Annotated in this window: 13 protein-coding genes; 10 read left to right on the top strand and 3 right to left on the bottom strand. The window is 64.0% G+C overall.

Going from position 1 to position 16,957, the window contains the following annotated elements; all coding sequences use genetic code 11:
* Nucleotides 1-83: 83 nt before the first annotated feature.
* The 6 genes from OYT13_RS15345 (at nucleotide 84) to OYT13_RS15320 (ending at nucleotide 6,057) form a co-directional block, all read left to right on the top strand.
* Nucleotides 84-1,376, top strand: a complete 1,293-nt coding sequence (locus OYT13_RS15345) for an MFS transporter (protein WP_268566526.1) — start codon at nucleotides 84-86, stop codon at nucleotides 1,374-1,376.
* Between the two features lie 48 nt (nucleotides 1,377-1,424).
* The gene (locus OYT13_RS15340) at nucleotides 1,425-1,844 is read left to right on the top strand and encodes a cupin domain-containing protein (protein WP_268566525.1); all 420 of its coding nucleotides are present in this window, start codon (nucleotides 1,425-1,427) and stop codon (nucleotides 1,842-1,844) included.
* Nucleotides 1,845-1,911: 67 nt separating this feature from the next.
* The gene (locus tag OYT13_RS15335; RefSeq protein ID WP_268566524.1) at nucleotides 1,912-2,961 is read left to right on the top strand and encodes an Ldh family oxidoreductase; all 1,050 of its coding nucleotides are present in this window, start codon (nucleotides 1,912-1,914) and stop codon (nucleotides 2,959-2,961) included.
* 27 nt (nucleotides 2,962-2,988) lie between these two features.
* The gene (locus tag OYT13_RS15330) at nucleotides 2,989-3,291 is read left to right on the top strand and encodes a putative quinol monooxygenase (RefSeq protein ID WP_268566523.1); all 303 of its coding nucleotides are present in this window, start codon (nucleotides 2,989-2,991) and stop codon (nucleotides 3,289-3,291) included.
* 70 nt (nucleotides 3,292-3,361) lie between these two features.
* Nucleotides 3,362-4,753, top strand: coding sequence for an NAD-dependent succinate-semialdehyde dehydrogenase (locus OYT13_RS15325; RefSeq protein ID WP_268566522.1), 1,392 nt, complete (start codon nucleotides 3,362-3,364; stop codon nucleotides 4,751-4,753).
* Nucleotides 4,754-4,839: 86 nt separating this feature from the next.
* Nucleotides 4,840-6,057 carry a lactonase family protein gene (locus tag OYT13_RS15320; protein WP_268566521.1) on the top strand — a complete coding sequence of 406 codons (1,218 nt, stop codon included), beginning with the start codon at nucleotides 4,840-4,842 and terminating at the stop codon, nucleotides 6,055-6,057.
* Between the two features lie 227 nt (nucleotides 6,058-6,284).
* Here the strand turns inward: OYT13_RS15320 and OYT13_RS15315 are convergent, their stop codons facing one another.
* Entirely contained in the window at nucleotides 6,285-7,781 is a 1,497-nt protein-coding gene (locus tag OYT13_RS15315; RefSeq protein WP_268566520.1) for an acetyl-CoA hydrolase/transferase family protein, read from the bottom strand.
* A gap of 195 nt (nucleotides 7,782-7,976) precedes the next feature.
* Between OYT13_RS15315 and OYT13_RS15310 the strand changes: the two genes are divergently transcribed.
* Complete coding sequence (locus tag OYT13_RS15310) at nucleotides 7,977-8,894, top strand: LysR family transcriptional regulator (protein WP_261938326.1); 918 nt, start codon at nucleotides 7,977-7,979, stop codon at nucleotides 8,892-8,894.
* A 34-nt stretch (nucleotides 8,895-8,928) separates the two neighbouring features.
* On the opposite strand, the gene OYT13_RS15305 is transcribed toward OYT13_RS15310, so the two are convergent.
* Nucleotides 8,929-9,342, bottom strand: coding sequence for a hypothetical protein (locus tag OYT13_RS15305; protein WP_268566519.1), 414 nt, complete (start codon nucleotides 9,340-9,342; stop codon nucleotides 8,929-8,931).
* Nucleotides 9,343-10,632: 1,290 nt separating this feature from the next.
* Here OYT13_RS15305 and OYT13_RS15300 point away from each other — a divergent pair.
* Entirely contained in the window at nucleotides 10,633-11,988 is a 1,356-nt protein-coding gene (locus tag OYT13_RS15300) for an MFS transporter (protein WP_268566518.1), read from the top strand.
* 175 nt (nucleotides 11,989-12,163) lie between these two features.
* The gene (locus OYT13_RS15295; protein WP_268566517.1) at nucleotides 12,164-13,378 is read left to right on the top strand and encodes a multidrug effflux MFS transporter; all 1,215 of its coding nucleotides are present in this window, start codon (nucleotides 12,164-12,166) and stop codon (nucleotides 13,376-13,378) included.
* A 34-nt stretch (nucleotides 13,379-13,412) separates the two neighbouring features.
* Here OYT13_RS15295 and OYT13_RS15290 read toward each other — a convergent pair whose 3' ends face one another.
* The gene (locus tag OYT13_RS15290; protein WP_268566516.1) at nucleotides 13,413-15,767 is read right to left on the bottom strand and encodes a cytochrome P450/oxidoreductase; all 2,355 of its coding nucleotides are present in this window, start codon (nucleotides 15,765-15,767) and stop codon (nucleotides 13,413-13,415) included.
* Nucleotides 15,768-15,997: 230 nt separating this feature from the next.
* Here OYT13_RS15290 and OYT13_RS15285 point away from each other — a divergent pair, with 230 nt between their 5' ends.
* Nucleotides 15,998-16,921 carry an IclR family transcriptional regulator gene (locus OYT13_RS15285; protein WP_268566515.1) on the top strand — a complete coding sequence of 308 codons (924 nt, stop codon included), beginning with the start codon at nucleotides 15,998-16,000 and terminating at the stop codon, nucleotides 16,919-16,921.
* Nucleotides 16,922-16,957: the final 36 nt, after the last annotated feature.

Genomic DNA, 16,957 nt, shown 5'->3' with positions numbered 1-16,957 from the left:
CGTCTCCTCTTTTTTTGGCATGAAATGCGTTTTTTAATCACAAAAAGATATCAGGGGTGTTGCAACCCCACGTGGAGACAACGATGTCATACCGCCGTGGCTGGATAGCCGTTTTCCTGTTTTCGCTCGCGATGATCAACTACATGGATCGCATCGCGCTTTCGATTGCTGCCGCACCGATCGCGGCGGAGTTCCACCTCTCGACGGTGAACATGGGATACCTGTTCTCGTCGTTCATCTGGAGTTACGCGCTGTTCCTGCTGCCCATGGGCATGTTGCTGGACAAGTTCGGCACCAAGCGTATTGCGGGCATCGGGATCTTCATTTGGTCCGCGGCCACGGCCCTCACCGGTGTGGCCGGCAGTTTCGGTGCGTTGCTGGCCGCCCGGCTGGTGATGGGGGCGGGCGAATCGTCGAGCAATCCGGTCGGGGCTAAGGTCATCCGGCAATGGATTCCCACCGGTGAGCGGGGCGTGGTGACGGCGCTGTTCAACAGCGGTTCGTATGCCGGTCCGGCGATCTGCTCGGTGTTGCTGGCGTACCTGGTGGCGGCCCACGGATGGCGCACGTCGTTCGTCATCGCGGGAGGGATCGGCATGGTCTGGCTGCTGGCATGGCTGATCTTCTTCAATGCGCCGGAAAAGGCGAAATGGCTGTCGGACGCCGAGCGCGAAAAAATCGTGCACGAGCGAGAAGTCCGCCCGGCAGGCGCGGCGCCCGGGCAGCAAACGCAAGGTCTCCTCACGCTCATGAAGACGCCGACCCTGTGGGGGTTGGCGCTCACGCAGGGCTGCAACGTCTACACGCAATACCTGTTCCTCACCTGGTTGCCCAGCTACCTGCACGCGACCCGTCACCTGTCGATCGCCAAGACGGGCTTGTTCGCCGCCGTTCCGTACGCGGTGTCGGTGGTCCTGTGTGTGCTGGCCGGTCGTCTGAGCGACATGTATGTCAAGCGCGGCGGCGTCGCGACGGGGCGTCGTCGCAATGCGGTTGCCCTCGCGATGCTGACCGGCGCCGTCATTCTCGCCGTGCCGTTCACGTCAAACATGACGCTGCTGCTCGTCGTGTTCTCGGTGACGTTGACCGGGATCGCTTCGACGACGTCGCTCAACTTCGCGTTGCTCAACGACTTGCTGCCCAGCGCAAAGGACGTCGGCAAGGCCATGGCCTTCGTGGTCGTCGGCGGCAACGTGTTCGGGATGATCGCGCCCATCGCGACCGGTTACGTGATTGCCGAGACCGGGAGCTACGACTGGGCGTTCGGGATCGCCGGCCTCCTCCTGGTTGCCGGTGCGGCGATTGCAATGAGCATGACCCGTCGACCGATGGTGCCCGTGGTTCACCCGGGAAACAGCAGCGCCTCGCACGCCTGATACCAGGCGAAATCCAGTGGGCATGTCCCCATATCAACGAGAGTCAACATGACGATTCAGACGCCTTCGGGCGCAGCCCTTCTCAAGCCGGAAAACCTGCCCACGCACGAGCGCGGTGGTGGTGCACGCACGATGCCGCTCGTGACGCGCGAGGTCGGCACGACAAACTTCATCACCGGGTACACGTCCTTCGATCCGGGTGTGGAGATTCCCTTCCACAGTCACAACTGCCAGGAGAGTGTTGTCCTGATGGAAGGCGACGCGATGCTCGACATCGATGGGCTCGAGTATGTGTTGAAGCCGCATGACGTGACGTTCATCCCGCCGAACGTCAATCACCGCTTCCGGAATCTCTCGAAGACCCAGCCGATGAAGATCCTCTGGATCTACGCGACGGTCGATGCCACGCGCACGCTGACCGAATCCGGCAAGACCAACCCAGTGTCCGCCGAACACGCCGGGCGCTAACGCGCAAGGCACGGTTGCCGCGAACCGCAAACCGTATCTCGTTAGATCGCATTACCAGGAGAATCCCATGCCATACAACGTTCAAGCCGAAGGGTTGACCCGATTCGGGACGGCCGTGCTCGAGTCCTTGGGCGTGCCCGCCGCCGACGCCCACCTACTTGCCGATAGCCTTGTTGTCGCGGAACTGTGGGGCCACTCGTCACACGGCATGTTGCGCTTGCCGTGGTACGCGGACCGCCTGCGCAGCGGTGTCATGACGGCCCGGACCCAATCGGAGATCGTCATGGATGGCGGGGCAGTCTCCATCGTGGATGGCCGTCACGGTATCGGCCAGGTGCTGACGGCGCAGGCCGTGCATGCCGGTATCGAGCGTGCGCGTCAGTTTGGCGTGAGCGCGATTGGCGTTCGCAACTCCAATCACTTCGGCACCGCCGCCTACTTTACCCGCATGGCCGCCGAGGCAGGGTGTGTTGCGCTGCTGGCGACGAATGCCAGTCCCGCCATGGCGCCCTGGGGTGGCAAGGAGAAGGCCATCGGTACCAATCCGTGGTCGATTGCCGCCCCCGCGGGGGCACGCGGCGTTGCCGTGATGGACATTGCGAATACCGCGGTCGCGCGCGGCAAGATTTACCTGGCGGCCGAACGTGGCGAGCCGATCCCGAACAACTGGGCAGCCGACGAGCACGGTGTTCCGACGACCCACGCCGCCGACGCCGTTCACGGATTGATCCTTCCGATGGCGGGTCATAAGGGGTACGTCATCTCGTTCATGATGGATGTGCTCGCTGGAGTCCTGACCGGCAGCAAGTTCGGCGCCGACGTGGCCGGCCCCTATGAGGCGAATCGCGAGTCCGGCTGCGGCCACATGCTGATCACCATCGACATCAAGTCGATGATGCCGGTGGCCGAGTTCGAGCAACGCATGCAGGCCCTCATCAACGAGGTGAAGGACGTGCCGACCGCCGCCGGTGTGGAAGAGATCTTCTTCCCCGGTGAGCTGGAAGACCGCAACACCCTTCGCCTGCGCGGCGCCGGCATCACCATCGCAGACACCACATGGAGCAGTCTCGCCAAGCTGAGCGACGAGACCGGCAGCGCGCTGCCGACGTTCATCTAAAAGTTATAAAAAAATTCGGAGTTCAACATGATTGCATTGATCGTTTCCCTGAGCGTCTACCCCGAGAAGCTCGATGCTTTCCTTGCCGCGATCCAGAAGAACGCGACCCGTACGTTCAACGACGAGGTGGGTTGCCGGTACTTCGACGTGACGCAGGACATCCGCGACCCACACCACTTCGTTTTCTACGAACTGTACGACAACGAAGCCGCCATCGACGCCCACCGCGCCGCGCCGCATTTCGCCGCATGGCGGCAGGCCGCGGAGCAATGCGTCGTGAAGGGGAGTCAGGTGAACACGTTGTGCGAGCAACGCTTTCACCACGCGTAATTCAGACAGCAGTGGCCGAGGACAGGGTGTTCTTGGCCAGCAGATCAGCAAGCTAAGGAGTCACCCGGTCATGACTAAGCAGATTTCCACCGTTTGCCCGTACAACGGCGAACCCCTTGAAACGTACGAAGCATGGAGCGCCGAACGGATCGAGGCGGCGCTTCAGCAGGGCCATCGTGCCGCGCTGGCCTGGGGCAAGGAGCCGCTGGAGGTGCGCGTAGCCGCCGTGCGCCGCATTGCGGACGAGCTGCGCAAGCAAAGCCCTCGACTGGCGGCGCTCGTCACCAAAGAGATGGGCAAGATCACCACGGAAGCGGCCGGCGAGGTGGAGAAGTCGGCGGTGACCGCCCTCTACTACGCCGAGAACGCGCACAAGATGCTGGCGAACGAGCCCGTGAGCATCGACGGCGTCGACGCCTGGGTCGGTTACGAGCCGATCGGCCTGGTGCTGGCGGTCATGCCGTGGAACTTCCCGGTGTGGCAGGTGATGCGCTTCGCCATTCCCGCCATCACGGCCGGCAATGGCGTGTTGCTGAAGCACTCGCCCAACGTGACGGGCTGTGCCTTGGCGCTCGAGGCGCTGTTCGTTGCCGCCGGGCTGCCCGCTCATCTGGTGAGCGCGCTCGTGGTGGCCGAGCCGGAGGTGCCGCAAGTCATCGAGCGACTCATCGCGGACGACCGTATCGCGGCCGCCACGCTGACCGGGTCCAATCGCGCGGGCGCGGCCGTCGGTGCGGCGGCAGGCCGGGCGTCCAAGCGCTCGGTGCTCGAGCTGGGCGGCTCCGATGCCTTCGTTGTGCTCGACGATGCGGACGTGCCGAGCGCCGTGGCTGCCGCGGTGAAGGCGCGCTTCAACAACGCCGGGCAAAGCTGTGTTTGCGCGAAGCGGTTCATCGTCTCGCAAGCGATTGCAGACAGCTTTACCGAACAATTCGTGGCCACGGTGAAGGCGTTGCGGGTCGGCGATCCGCGCGATCCGGCAACCCAGATGGGCCCGCTCGCGCGCGCCGATTTGCGCGACACGCTGGATCGTCAGGTCAGGGCGTCGGTCGACGCGGGCGCCGTATTGCTCGCCGGGGGCAAGGCAGTGGAGGGCGCCGGGTGCTTCTACCCGCCGACCGTGCTTGGCAATGTCGCGCCGGGCATGGCGGCGTTCGACGAGGAAACGTTCGGTCCGCTCGCGGCGATTGCGGTGGCCAAGGACGACGAAGACGCGATTCGCCTGGCAAACGCCACGCCGTTCGGCCTCTCGATCAGCATCTGGTCGGCCTCACAGGCACGTGCGCTGAACATCGCGAAGCGCGTCACCACGGGCGCGGCATTCATCAACGCCATGACCGCGTCCGATGCGCGTATCCCGTTTGGCGGCACGAAGCGGTCCGGCTACGGTCGCGAACTCGCCGCGGTGGGGATGCGCGAATTCACCAATATTCGAACGTTCTGGGTCGCGAAGACCGCCTGATCCAGGTTCGTGTCAGGCCCGCCGTCATGCCACGGCGGACGGTCTTGTCGCATCACCGCCAACAACAATGCCCAGGAGACAAAGGTATGGCATCGAAGGATCAATCGTCGGAAGCGTTCGGGATGCATGACGCATCGCGTCGTCGACTGCTCAAAGGGGTGGTCGCGTCGGGCGCCATCACCGTGCTCGGCAGCTCGGCACAGGCCATGGCGGATGAGGTGGCGCATCGCACGGGGGCCGCGGGTCAGCCGATCTACGCCTACGTCGGCTCGCGTACGACACGCGAGCGAAACGCGCGCGGGGACGGCATCACCGTGTATCGACTCAGCCCGGACCATGCCGAGCTGGCCTTGGTGCAGGTGTTCAAAGGGCCGGTGAACCCCTCGTTCCTCGCACTCAATCGTGCGGGCGACCGGCTGTATGCCGTTCACGGCGACCTGAGCGACATCAGCGCCTTTGCCGTCGACAAGGCCAGTGGGACCCTCGAATTCATCAATCGCCAAAGCACGAAGGGACACAACCCGGTGCATCTGGCGATCGATCCGACGGGGCAGTTCATCGTCGTCTCGAATCATTTGAGTTCGAGCCTGGCGGTGCTGCCCATCACCGCCAACGGTGGGCTGGGCGAGGTGACCCAACTCGTCAAGCTGGACGGGCCGATCGGCCCGCATCGGAGCGAGCAGAAGCTCTCCAAACCGCACTTCAATGCGTTCGATCCAACCGGCCGGTATGTGATCGTGCCCGACAAGGGGCTGGATCGGACGTTCGCGTTCCGCTTCTCTGACGGCAAGCTGAATCCCGCCGCGACGCCGTTTGTCGTTTCGCGCGAGGGGGCTGGCCCCAGACACCTTGCGTTTCACCCGAATGGGCACCTCGCGTATATCGTGAACGAGCTGGACTCGACCGTGACGACGTATGCCTATGACGGCGCGAGCGGCGCACTGTCGCCGAAGCAGATCGTCTCGGCGTTGCCGGATACCTTTACGGGAAATAGTCGCGCGTCGGAAATCGAAGTGGCGCCGTCCGGACGGTTCGTCTATTCGTCGAATCGCGGCCACGACAGCATCAGCGTATTCAGTGTCGATGCGCAGACCGGACACCTGACCTTTGTCGAGGCGACGTCGACGCAAGGGAAGACGCCGCGGTTCTTCCGCATCGCGCCAGGCGGCCAATGCCTTTATGCGCTCAATGAAGCGAGCGACAGCATCGTCGCCTTCGCCATCAACGACAAGACCGGCAAGTTGACGCCGACCGGCTTCAAGGCCGCGACCGGGAGTCCCGTTTGCATGGTGTTCTCGGCCTGAGCGGCCGTTGTGTCCATAAAAAACGGCTCGCCTGCGCACGCCGGCGAGCCGCGAATGCCTGAACGCCCGCATCGGCGTTCGGCCCACAGGACCGCATGCGTCCCATGTTCTTCCCCGGCGTCGACAATGCGCGTCGGCGCCATCGCAATGGTTGAGCCCGTCGCATCCATCGCAACGGTCGCCGCATCCGGTCGCCCGCCCGTCGGCGTTGGCGACCGTCGGCGATGTTATCTGCCCGCCAACATCGAGCCACGCTCGCGCAAGTTGACGTGCATGTCGAACGCGTGATCCAGCGCGTGCGGCGTCTGCCCGCCATAGCGCAGGGCGTCGCGATAGTAGTCGCGCAGCACTTCTCGGTAGCTCGGGTGCGCGCAATGATCGATCACCAGGTTCACGCGCTCGCGCGGGGCGAGCGTGCGCAGATCGGCCAGGCCTTGCTCCGTCACGAGGATGTCCACGTCGTGCTCGTTGTGGTCGACGTGCGGCACCATCGGCACGATGCTCGAGATCTTTCCGTCCTTTGCAATCGACTTGGTGGCGAAGATCGCCATGCGGGCGTTGCGAGCGAAGTCGCCCGAGCCGCCGATGCCGTTCATCATGTGCGTGCCACCGACGTGCGTGGAATTCACGTTGCCGTAAATGTCCGCTTCGAGCGCGGTGTTGAGTGCGATCAACCCCAGCCGTCGAATGACTTCAGGATGGTTGCTGACCTCCTGCGGACGCAGCACGAGCTTGTCGCGATAGCGCTCGAGATGCTTGAAAACACGATCCTGCACGGCTTGCGACACCGTGATCGACGACCCCGACGCGAACACCATCTTGCCCGCATCCATGAGTTCGAACGTCGAGTCCTGCAGCACCTCGGAGTACATCGTGAGGTTCTCGAACGGCGAGTCGATGAAGCCCGTGAGCACCGCATTGGCAATGGTGCCGATGCCCGACTGAATCGCAGGCAGCGTGCGCGGCAGGCGGCCGCGCGAGACTTCGTGCTGGAAAAATTCGATGAGGTGGCCGGCGATGTTCTGCGTGTCCGCATCGGGCGGCAGCGCGTTGGAGGCGCTGTCCGGCGTGTCGGTGATAACGATGGCGGCGATCTTCTCCGGCGCAATCTTCACCACGTTCGTGCCGACGCGATCGCGCACGTCGACGATGGGCAACGGCGCGCGATGCGGACGCTGACCCGGAATCCAGATGTCGTGCATGCCTTCGAAGGCGAGCGGCTGCGCGAGGTTGATCTCGACAATCACCTTGTCCGCGAGGATCGCAAAGCTCGCCGAATTGCCGACCGACGAACTCGGCACGAGCCCGCCGTCTTCCGTGATGGCGACCGCCTCGATCACGGCCACGTCGAGCGCGCCGAACTGTCCGGTGCGCAGGAATTCGACAGTCTCCGACAAATGCTGATCGACAAACATCACGTCGCCGCGATTGATCGCGCCGCGCAGCGTCGTGTCGACCTGGAACGGCAGACGCTTCGCCAGCACGCCCGCTTCGGTCAGCGTCTTGTCGGAATCGTGTCCGAGCGACGCCCCCGTGATCAGCGTGATCTTCATCGGGTGGGCCTTGGCCCGCTTGGCCAGCGCGATGGGCATGTCCTTGGCGTCGCCGGCGCGGGTGAACCCGCTCATGCCGACCACCATGCCGTCTCGCACCAACATTGCCGCTTCGTCGGCACTCATCACCCGGTCGCGCAGCGACGCCAGGCGGATGCGGTCTTCAAACATCTTCAGGCTCCTCGTCTCTCTTATTCGAATCCCTTGATCTTTCGGCGTGGCAGCTAAGGGCAAGCCTGTCCGCGCCTGATTCGCAGTGTATTGACCCATCGGTCACATTTCCAATATATTCAAGACGCTATTTGGATACCTTTTATGTATGAATGACGGGAACCCCAATGGGGCCGGGCAGACAGAGGAGCGGTCATGGAATTGCGACATTTGCAATATTTCATTGCGGTCGCCGAAGAACGCCACTTCACGCGGGCGGCGGCGCGTGTCGGCATTCAGCAACCGCCGTTGAGCTTGCAGATTCGGCAACTCGAGGCGGAATTGGGCGGGCCGTTGTTCGTGCGTCTGCCGCGCGATGTCGTCCTCACGGAGCTGGGGGAGGCGTTCCTGCCGGAAGCGCGGCAGGTGCTGGAGCGAGTAGAGCGCGTCAAGCGCCGGATGCAGCAGATCTCACGCGGCGAGGCGGGGCAGATCCGTATCGGGTTTGCGGGCGCGACCTACTTCGAGCCCCGCATTCCTGCGTGGATCCGTGACTTCCGCGCACGCTATCCGGACGTGCAACTGCATCCGCAACAGAGCAACACGGCCAGTCTGCTCACGGCGCTGGTCGACGAAGCGGTCGACGTGGCGTTTGTGCGCACGCCGTTCGAGGTGCCGCCCGGAATCGTCATGGTGCCGGTCGTCGACGAGCCGATGGTGCTGGTGTTGCCGCTCGGCCACGCGATGTGCGCGCGCAAGCGCGTGCCGCTGGCCGCGCTCGCCCGCGACGAGTTCATCCTGCTGCCGCGCGAGATCAGTCCCGCGCTGTATGACCGCACGATTGCGGCCTGCGAGTCGGCTGGATTTCACCCGAAGCTCGGGCAGGAGGCGCCGCAGATCACGTCGATCGTGCCCATGGTCGCGGCGGGGTTCGGGGTGTCGCTCGTGCCCGCGTCGGTCAGTCAGATCCGCACGCCCGGCATGGGGTTCTGGCCGATCGAGGGTGACGTGCCGCTCGCACCGATCAGCCTCGCTTATCGCGCCGAACACGCCTCGGCGGCGATCGATCGATTCATTGCAATGTCGCCGCAGGCCTCACCTGACACTGACGACAGCGTAACGTCGCCCGTCTGATCGCCTCGGTGCTGTTCGGGCACGGCTTGTCGCGTTACGCCGACGACTCGCCATCGTTGGCGGCAGGGCGTGGCGTCGCGGGGAGGGGGTGGCCTGCGTCCGCGCGCCGGAGGGCAGGCGCGTCGCCGTACACGTCGTAGCCGCGCTGGCGAGGGCTGGGCACGGCGTCGTCGCGCGTGGGCAGCCAGCCATTGGCGCGCAGCTTGCCGATGAGCAGCGGATGAATCATCAGCGAGTAGAGCAGGCAAGTGGCGGGCAGCGAAAACGCTAACGCCGATTCCTTCCAGATCAACGCGGGTCCGATGGCGAGGAGGGTCCAGGCGAGCGCATGCCACGCGAATCCGTAGGCCATGAGGTAAAGCGGACCGAGGAAGAAGGCGGCGACACACGACAGACGCGTGATCTCGACGACATCTCCGTTCGCCGGATTGCGAAATTTGAGCGTCATGGCGAGGTCGTGGGAAGGAGGACGGGGAGCCTAACGTTACCGTAGCGCCGACCCCATTTCGTCCCCCCCTGTTTTGCGGTATCGGCTTGCCGGATTGTCGAGTATCTGCGGGCGATGTTGGCCGATGCGTTCCCTTCCGAGGACACGACGAGCGAGCGTGGCAGTCTCGCTTCGGGAACGACGTCGCGATGTCGACGGCGGACAAACTATTTACGCCGGATCCGGACAATTACCGAGAATAGCGACAGTGATTCGGGGCTAGAGTGGAGTTGCCGTGGCTCAGATGTGCCCCCGACCTCCACGGACTATCCGGCTCGCCGATCAGGCGGGCCGCTTTTTTTTCGACCGTTTGTCGCGATTCCTTAACATGCTAGGATTTCCTGAAAAACAGCATCGGTCGGCAGCGTGATCGCTGCCGCTGGATTGAAGGGGACTTGTGATGCAATCTTTTCGGTTTTCCTGGCACTACGTCAGCCACACGCCGCCGGGGCGCCCGTTCGACTTGGAGGGGGCGGTTACGCCGCGTACCGACGAACGTTTTGATGGTGCCGTCGATGCCTATTGTGAGGGGCACTACATCGGACGTTGCGAATTTTCGAGCATCGATGCCCATGATGCGTCCGAGGCCGCGGCAATGGTCCGAAAACGGATCGAGCGCCGCATCGAAGATCGCGTCGCGCACGAGAGTCAGACATCCCACTGAATGCCCCTAAGGGCAGGATTAGCGAGCAAAAAAAACGGCCAGCAAGTTGCTGGCCGTGAAATCCACCAGGAGGAGGTGGAGGAGACAGGTGTAACTATATCAGGGAAATCCCTAGACGGGTTAACCTTCGTAAGAAAATTTGTAGAAAAACGCCAACTGCGACAATTCGTCGCTTTTCGTCGCATCCATCGCCCAATTCCCCCGCCTGTATAGCCCACTGGCATTTTGCCAGGGCGGCTCCCATCGTTCCGATGGAGAAAAACCACAAAGCTGAGCGCCGTGTCCGTGAGCCGAGGTTCCACCGATCTCGCTCGGATTCCCGCACCCGTCGCGTTTGCATGTCCTGAAAATCTCAGTGTTAACACTAAGCATTGATTTACGTTTGGCGATATAAACTTCCGCAAAGCGTAATTTAATGCGCGACCGAGTTGGGTGGGTTCGCCGTCCAATCCTGTGCATGACATGCCTTGTTTGCTGGATTCGGGCAACGAGGCGCCTGGGACGAGGCCGCGACGGGAATAGGCCGTCGCCAGCCCCTCGACCGGGAACGCAATGCCACGAAGTTGCGAAAAACGTTGGGAGACAAAATGAAAGCAGCAGAAGTGAATGTGGGCGCACTGATCGACGAGAGCCGTCTGGGCACTTATCAGTGGTGGGTGATTGCATTGTGCGCGATGTGCCTGGTGGTCGATGGCTTCGATGTCCAGGCGATGGGGTATGTCGCGCCGGTGGTGATTCGGGAATGGGGCATTGCCAAGGAAACACTCTCGCCGGTATTCGGCGCGGGGCTGTTCGGCATGCTGGTGGGCTCGCTGACCTTTTCGGCGCTGGCCGACAAGCTGGGCCGTCGCCCGGTGCTCATTGGCGCGACCCTGTGCTTTTCGGCGTGCATGATCGTCACCGGTTTCGCCAACACGATTACGGAACTGGTCGTCTGGCGCTTTGCGGCCGGGCTGGGCCTGGGGTGCATCATGCCGAACGCGATGGCGCTTGCCGGCGAGTACAGCCCGCGCCGTATTCGCGTGTCGCTCATGATGATCGTGTCGTGCGGTTTCACGCTGGGCGGTGTGCTTGGCGGCCTCATCACGGCGGCGATCATTCCGAGCCTGGGCTGGCGCGCGGTGTTCTACATCGGTGGCGCCATTCCGTTGGTGCTCGGTGTGCTGATGTGGATCTCGCTGCCCGAGTCGATCCAGTTCCTGATGTTCGGCAAACGCGACAACGCACACATTCGCAAGCAACTGCTGCGCGTGGCACCCGGTGCCAACGTGCCGGTCGACGCCCGCTTCGTGCTCGATGAGCAAAAGGCGAAAGGCGTGCCGTTCGTCGAGCTGTTCAAAGATGGCCGCGCACGGGTGACGCTGCTGCTCTGGGTCGTGAACTTCGCGAACTTGCTCGACATGTACTTCCTGTCGAACTGGTTGCCGACGGTGATTCGCGATGCGGGCTATTCGACACAGGTCGCCGTGATGGCGGGCACCGCGCTGTGGGCAGGCGGGGTGATCGGCACGCTACTGCTCGGCCGCGTGATCGATCGCGTCGGCTTCACGAGCGTGCTGGCCGTGACGTTCCTCATTGCGATGGCGGCGACGGCGGCGATCGGCAATCCGATGGTCATGGTGTCGATGGTCGCGGTGTTCATCGCCATATTCTTCGCGGGCTTCTCGATCATCGGCGGGCAACCGGCGCTCAACGCACTCGCCGCGACGTATTACCCCACCTCGTTGCGTTCCACCGGCATTGGCTGGAGCCTCGGTATCGGCCGCATCGGTTCAGTGCTCGGTCCGGTGCTGGGCGGCGCGCTGATGCATTGGCAATGGTCGTCGTCATCGCTGTTCCTGGCGGCGGCGGTGCCCGCGTGCGTTTCGTTGATCGGCGTGCTGGCGATTGCCCGCACGCAGCGCAGCGACGGCGGCAACCTGCAGGCGGCAACGGCCGGATGAGGTGGCGATGTCAAAAGATGCCGGACCCGAACGCTGCGCCATAAGCATTGGTTAGGGATCCGATAACCATCGAGTATGAAAGTGCGACGCCCGCCAGCGTTATCATGGCGGGCGTCGTTTTTTTGCGGCGTCTCCCGCGGCGCGACAGCCATTGCGCCGACTCATCAGAACGATCATGACATCGACGTCCGAACTCTCTCCTGCGTTGCCTTCCGAGCGTGTGTTGCTGGGCATTCTCGGCCTGTTCATGATGATCGCGCCCGCCTCCACGGACATGTATCTGCCGGGACTCGTGACGTTGCGCCACGAACTGGGTGCGAGTGTCGCGACCACGCAGCTCACGCTCTCCTACTTCTTCCTGGGGTTCGCCTTCGGGCAGCTCCTGTGGGGGCCGCTCGCGGACCGATTTGGGCGTCGTCGGCCGATGGCGGCGGGGATCGCGCTGTACATCTTCGGCAGCATCGGCTGTGCGTTTGCCGACACCATCGATCACATGATGGTGTGGCGCTTCGTGCAGGCGCTCGGTGGATGCGCCATGCCCGTGATTGCGCAAGCCATCGTGCGTGACGTCTACGGGCCGCGCCACAGTGCGCGCGCCTTTTCGATCATGCTGCTGGTGATGAGCGTTGCGCCGATCGTGGCGCCGCTCGTTGGCGGACAGATGCTGCGCGTCACGACGTGGCGCGCGATCTTCGGCATTCTCGCGGTGTTCGGCGCGGTGGCGATGCTGGCCTTGTGGCGTTTGCCGGAGACCGGGGCGGTGCATGCGCGTCAGTCGGGTGGACCGCGTGCCGTCCTGATGTCCTATTGGCATCTGTTGCGCGACCCGCATTTCGTCGGCTACATGCTGGCGGGCGGCGCGGTCTTTGGCGCGTCGTTCACCTACATTACGGGCACGCCGCTGGTGTACATGGAGTACTTCCATGTGTCGCCGCAGTTTTTCGGGGTGCTCTTCGGCATCAATATCGTCGGCATGGCCGCGATGACCATGTTCAACTCGCGCCGTGTGGGGCAGTTGGGTGCAGATCGCCTGATGCGTGCCGGCATTGTGGGCTGTGCGATCGTCACGACCGTGTTGTGCGCGAGCGCGTGGCTGGGGGGCGCGCGGCTGCCGTTGATGGTGGCACTACTGTTTCTGTTCATGTCGCTGCGCGGCATCATCACGGCGAATTCGGTGGCGGGGGCGCTCGCCAATCACCCGACCCGCGCCGGCGCGGCGGCGGCGCTCGTGGGCAGTGTGCAGTATGGTTTCGGCTTCGCGGCGGGCGGGCTGCTCGGCGTGCTCAACGACGGCTCGCCGCGTCCGCTCGCAACGGTCATGTGCGGTTTTGCATGGCTCGCGCTCGTCGCGCTGTTGGCGATGCTGAGCAAGCCGCGGCACGCCCACTGAACCCATTGGGCGCGCCGGGCGCCGACGCGGCGACCTATAACGCCAGCACCAGCGATTTGCCGCAGGCGCGCGAGCAGCACGACATCATCTTCGTGTTCGCGTCGCGCTCGGCGCGTGTAAGCACCACATCGCGGTGATCCACGTCACCCTCCAGCACCTGCACCTCGCAGGAACCGCACAGTCCTTCCTCGCAGTCGCTCTGGACGTCGATGTTTGCCGCACGCAGCGCCGTGAGCAGCGTCTGATCGGCCGGCACCGTCACCGTAATGCCGGAATCCTTGAGCGTGACGTCGAACGCATGCTCCTTTGCGGGATCGAGCGTGCTCAGTTGCGACTGGAAGTGTTCGACGCGCAGCGTGTCGTCAGGCCAGGGCGCACAGCACTGTGCGAGGGCGTCGAGCATTCGCAGCGGGCCGCAGGCATAGACTTGCGTGCCGTCTTGCGGCGTGGCGAGCAGGCTGGCGTAGTCGGCGCGCTGGCCCTCGTCTTTCACCCACAAATGCAGGCGCTCGCCATGCAGCGCGTGGAGTTCGTCGATCAGCGCCATCGTGCGGCGGCTGCGGCCGCTGTAATGGATCTCGTAGTCGATGCCCAGTGCTTTCGCGCGCCGCGCCATGGCGGCAATCGGCGTGACGCCGATGCCGCCCGCAACGAAGATGGCACGACGCGTCGTTTCATCGAGCCGGAAGTGATTGCGCGGACCGCGAATGCGCAGGCGGTCACCGGCTTTCACTTGCGTATGAACCCAGTGCGAACCGCCACGGCCTTGCGGTTCATGCAGGACGGCGATTTCCAGCGCGCCGGCGTCTGCCGGATCGCCGCACAGCGAATACTGACGCGACAGTCCCGTGTCGCCGCACTCGATGTCGATGTGCGAGCCCGGGGCCCAGCGCGGCATGGCGCGGCCGTCCGGGGCGACCAGGCGTAACTTCACGATGCCGTCGGCCACCGGCAGCACGGACTCGACCACGACCGGACGCGTCACGCTGTGTCCCGAGGGTTCGCCAATGCGCACGGGCGAATGACGCGTGAGCACGGTGGGGTCGCGGCGCTCGGGGTTCTGCGCCGGATCCCACTCGACCCACACATGCTCCGGGCCGCGGAACGAGGTGTTTGGCACATACGTGAACGTCTGCTTTGCCAGCGTCATGTGCGGCAGCCGGCGCGTGAATTCTTCGAGGAAGATCTGCATTTCCATGCGGGCGAGGTTCTTGCCCATGCATTGATGCGAGCCGTAGCCGAACGTCAACTGATCGCTCGCGTTTTCGCGGCGAATGTCGAACAGGTCGGCGTCGGCGAAGTGCGCTTCATCATGGTTGGCGGACGAGGTCACGATCAGCAGCTTCGCGCCCGCGGCGATGTCGATGCCGCCAATGTTGACGTCCCGAGTGACCAGCCGGCGCCATGCGGCGACCGAGCCGTTATGACGCAGACACTCTTCGACGGCGTTCGGAATCAGCGATGGGTCGTCGCAGATCTCGCGCCAGACGTCCGGATGCTGGAGCAGCAGCTTCATGGCGTTCGCGGTGGCGTTGGCCGTCGTCTCGTGCGCGGCCACGATGCCCGCCATCATCATCGAATGCAGGTACGAATCGGTGACGACGTCGGGATAATCCTTTTGCTTGCGAATGCCGTACTGCATCCAGCCCGACCCCTCGGGGTGCTGGCGCATCTTGTCGAGAATCTTGCCCGCCAGTTGCCAGAAATTGCCTACGGCGTGGGCCACGGCCACCTGCTCTTCGGGCTTGGGGCGTCCCCATGTGTTGACCGTGTGCGCGATGGAATACTCGCGCAGCTTGTCCATGTCTTCCTCCGGCACGCCGAGGAAGTGCAGCGCCACCGTGAGCGGCACTTCCCACAGCATCTGGTCGACGAGATCGGCGCGGCCGTCGTTGATGAAGCGATCCACGTAGTCGCGTGCGAGTTGGCGCACCAGCGGCTCGTGATGCTTGAGATGCTCGGGCGTGAACGGCTCCATCAACACGCGACGACGCGGCATGTGGGCGGGTTCGTCTTCGTTCACCAGCGTGCGGTTGAGCGCGAAGCCGTAGGAGGCGAGCACGGCATTCGCCTCCGGTCCGGTCGGCGTGATCTTTTCCAGCGCAATCGACGGGCTGAACGTGAGGTTGTCGCGGAAGATCGCCTTGATGTCGTCGTAGCGCGTGACAACCCAGTAGCCGAGCTTCGGGCTGTAGAACACCGGCTCTTGCTCGCGCGCCCAGCGCACGTACTCGGGCGGGTCTTGCTGGTAGCCGTCTTCGAACGGGTCGAAGTCCGCGGCACGGGCGCTCACAGGGCATCCGTTGGGGGCCGTGGCGGCAGGCGTCTGATGAAAGGGGCAGCCGCCGGCGGCGGCCGTGTCGGGGGTGGGGGCAATCGGTTGGCTCATCCGTTCACGCTCTCTGGGTCCGGTGTGACGAGCGCCGCGTTGGGCTCGCGACGACACGCGCAATATGGAACAAGTGTAGAGGAGCGATCACGCGATCGGGCGGTGCGCCTCTCCTCCCTGGAATTTATTAAGCGTAAATATAATACGCATTGCGTAATTTGGTGGACTGGGGTTAACCTCTAGCCTTGCCGATGCCGGACAATATCGCTTTGCATCATAAAATCTCGGCGATGACGACAAGCAAACGACCCACCGCAGGCCTCCCGCGCAGCGCCGATACGCCTGTACGCGCGACGACCGGCCTCACGCCATCGCGCACCGATGCCCCTCATGACGACGATGTCACCGACGCACCGCGCGAGCGCGGGCGCCGTCAACGCGTGCAGTCGGCCGAGACCGGCATGGTCGTGCTCAAGGGGCTGGCCCGGCTGGGCGGTCGCGCGAGCCTGACCGCGCTCGCCCAGCATGTACAGCAAAGTCCGGCCAAAGTGCATCGGTATCTGATGAGTCTCGTGGAGGAGGGCCTCGTCGCGCAGGACACCGACTCGCAGCACTACCATCTCGGACTCGAAGCGATGCTCATCGGCGTGGCGGCCATGCGGCAGGCCGACCCGGTGCGTGCGGCCGAACCGGCGCTCGTGCGCTTGCGCGAAGCCTTCGATGTCACCTGCTTCATCGCCGTCATGGGCAACAAGGGACCGACCATCGTGCGTTTCGAGGAGCCGGGCCTGCCCGTGACGATCAACGTGCGCATCGGGTCGGTAATGTCGATGCTCTGGTCGGCCGCCGGCCGTGTTTTTCTCGGATGCCTGGACGATCCGCAAGTGATGGCGATGGCCGAAGCCGAGTTGGCCCATGCCTCGCCGGAGCAACGCGCACAGCTCGATGCGTCCGATCCCATCGGCGCGCTGCGTGCCGAGGTGCGCGCCGCGCGGGGGGCAAGCGTTCGCGACACCAACCTGACGGGGATCAGCGCGCTGGCCGCACCGGTCTTCAACTACGACGGCCGCTTGGTCGGCGTCGTCACGGCGCTGGGTGCCACGGGCGGGTTCGACGCGCGCATGGACGGCCCGATTGGCGAGGCGGTGCGCCGCGAAGCCTTGTCCGCAAGCCATGCGCTGGGCTATCGTCCGACGCTGCCGTCCGGCGCCTGATGGGGCGGCGTTTCGCAGAACTGACGATCGGTTTCA

The sequence above is a fragment of the Pandoraea sp. XJJ-1 genome (assembly GCF_026802345.1).
Classification (GTDB): domain Bacteria; phylum Pseudomonadota; class Gammaproteobacteria; order Burkholderiales; family Burkholderiaceae; genus Pandoraea; species Pandoraea cepalis.
This window is presented reverse-complemented; position numbering and strand designations above follow the sequence as displayed.

Coding starts and splice junctions, on each gene's coding strand:
- OYT13_RS15345 (WP_268566526.1), top strand. CDS start 84: ATGTCATACCGCCGTGGCTGGATAGCCGTTTTCCTGTTTTCGCTCGCG.
- OYT13_RS15340 (WP_268566525.1), top strand. CDS start 1,425: ATGACGATTCAGACGCCTTCGGGCGCAGCCCTTCTCAAGCCGGAAAAC.
- OYT13_RS15335 (WP_268566524.1), top strand. CDS start 1,912: ATGCCATACAACGTTCAAGCCGAAGGGTTGACCCGATTCGGGACGGCC.
- OYT13_RS15330 (WP_268566523.1), top strand. CDS start 2,989: ATGATTGCATTGATCGTTTCCCTGAGCGTCTACCCCGAGAAGCTCGAT.
- OYT13_RS15325 (WP_268566522.1), top strand. CDS start 3,362: ATGACTAAGCAGATTTCCACCGTTTGCCCGTACAACGGCGAACCCCTT.
- OYT13_RS15320 (WP_268566521.1), top strand. CDS start 4,840: ATGGCATCGAAGGATCAATCGTCGGAAGCGTTCGGGATGCATGACGCA.
- OYT13_RS15315 (WP_268566520.1), bottom strand. CDS start 7,781: ATGTTTGAAGACCGCATCCGCCTGGCGTCGCTGCGCGACCGGGTGATG.
- OYT13_RS15310 (WP_261938326.1), top strand. CDS start 7,977: ATGGAATTGCGACATTTGCAATATTTCATTGCGGTCGCCGAAGAACGC.
- OYT13_RS15305 (WP_268566519.1), bottom strand. CDS start 9,342: ATGACGCTCAAATTTCGCAATCCGGCGAACGGAGATGTCGTCGAGATC.
- OYT13_RS15300 (WP_268566518.1), top strand. CDS start 10,633: ATGAAAGCAGCAGAAGTGAATGTGGGCGCACTGATCGACGAGAGCCGT.
- OYT13_RS15295 (WP_268566517.1), top strand. CDS start 12,164: ATGACATCGACGTCCGAACTCTCTCCTGCGTTGCCTTCCGAGCGTGTG.
- OYT13_RS15290 (WP_268566516.1), bottom strand. CDS start 15,767: ATGAGCCAACCGATTGCCCCCACCCCCGACACGGCCGCCGCCGGCGGC.
- OYT13_RS15285 (WP_268566515.1), top strand. CDS start 15,998: ATGACGACAAGCAAACGACCCACCGCAGGCCTCCCGCGCAGCGCCGAT.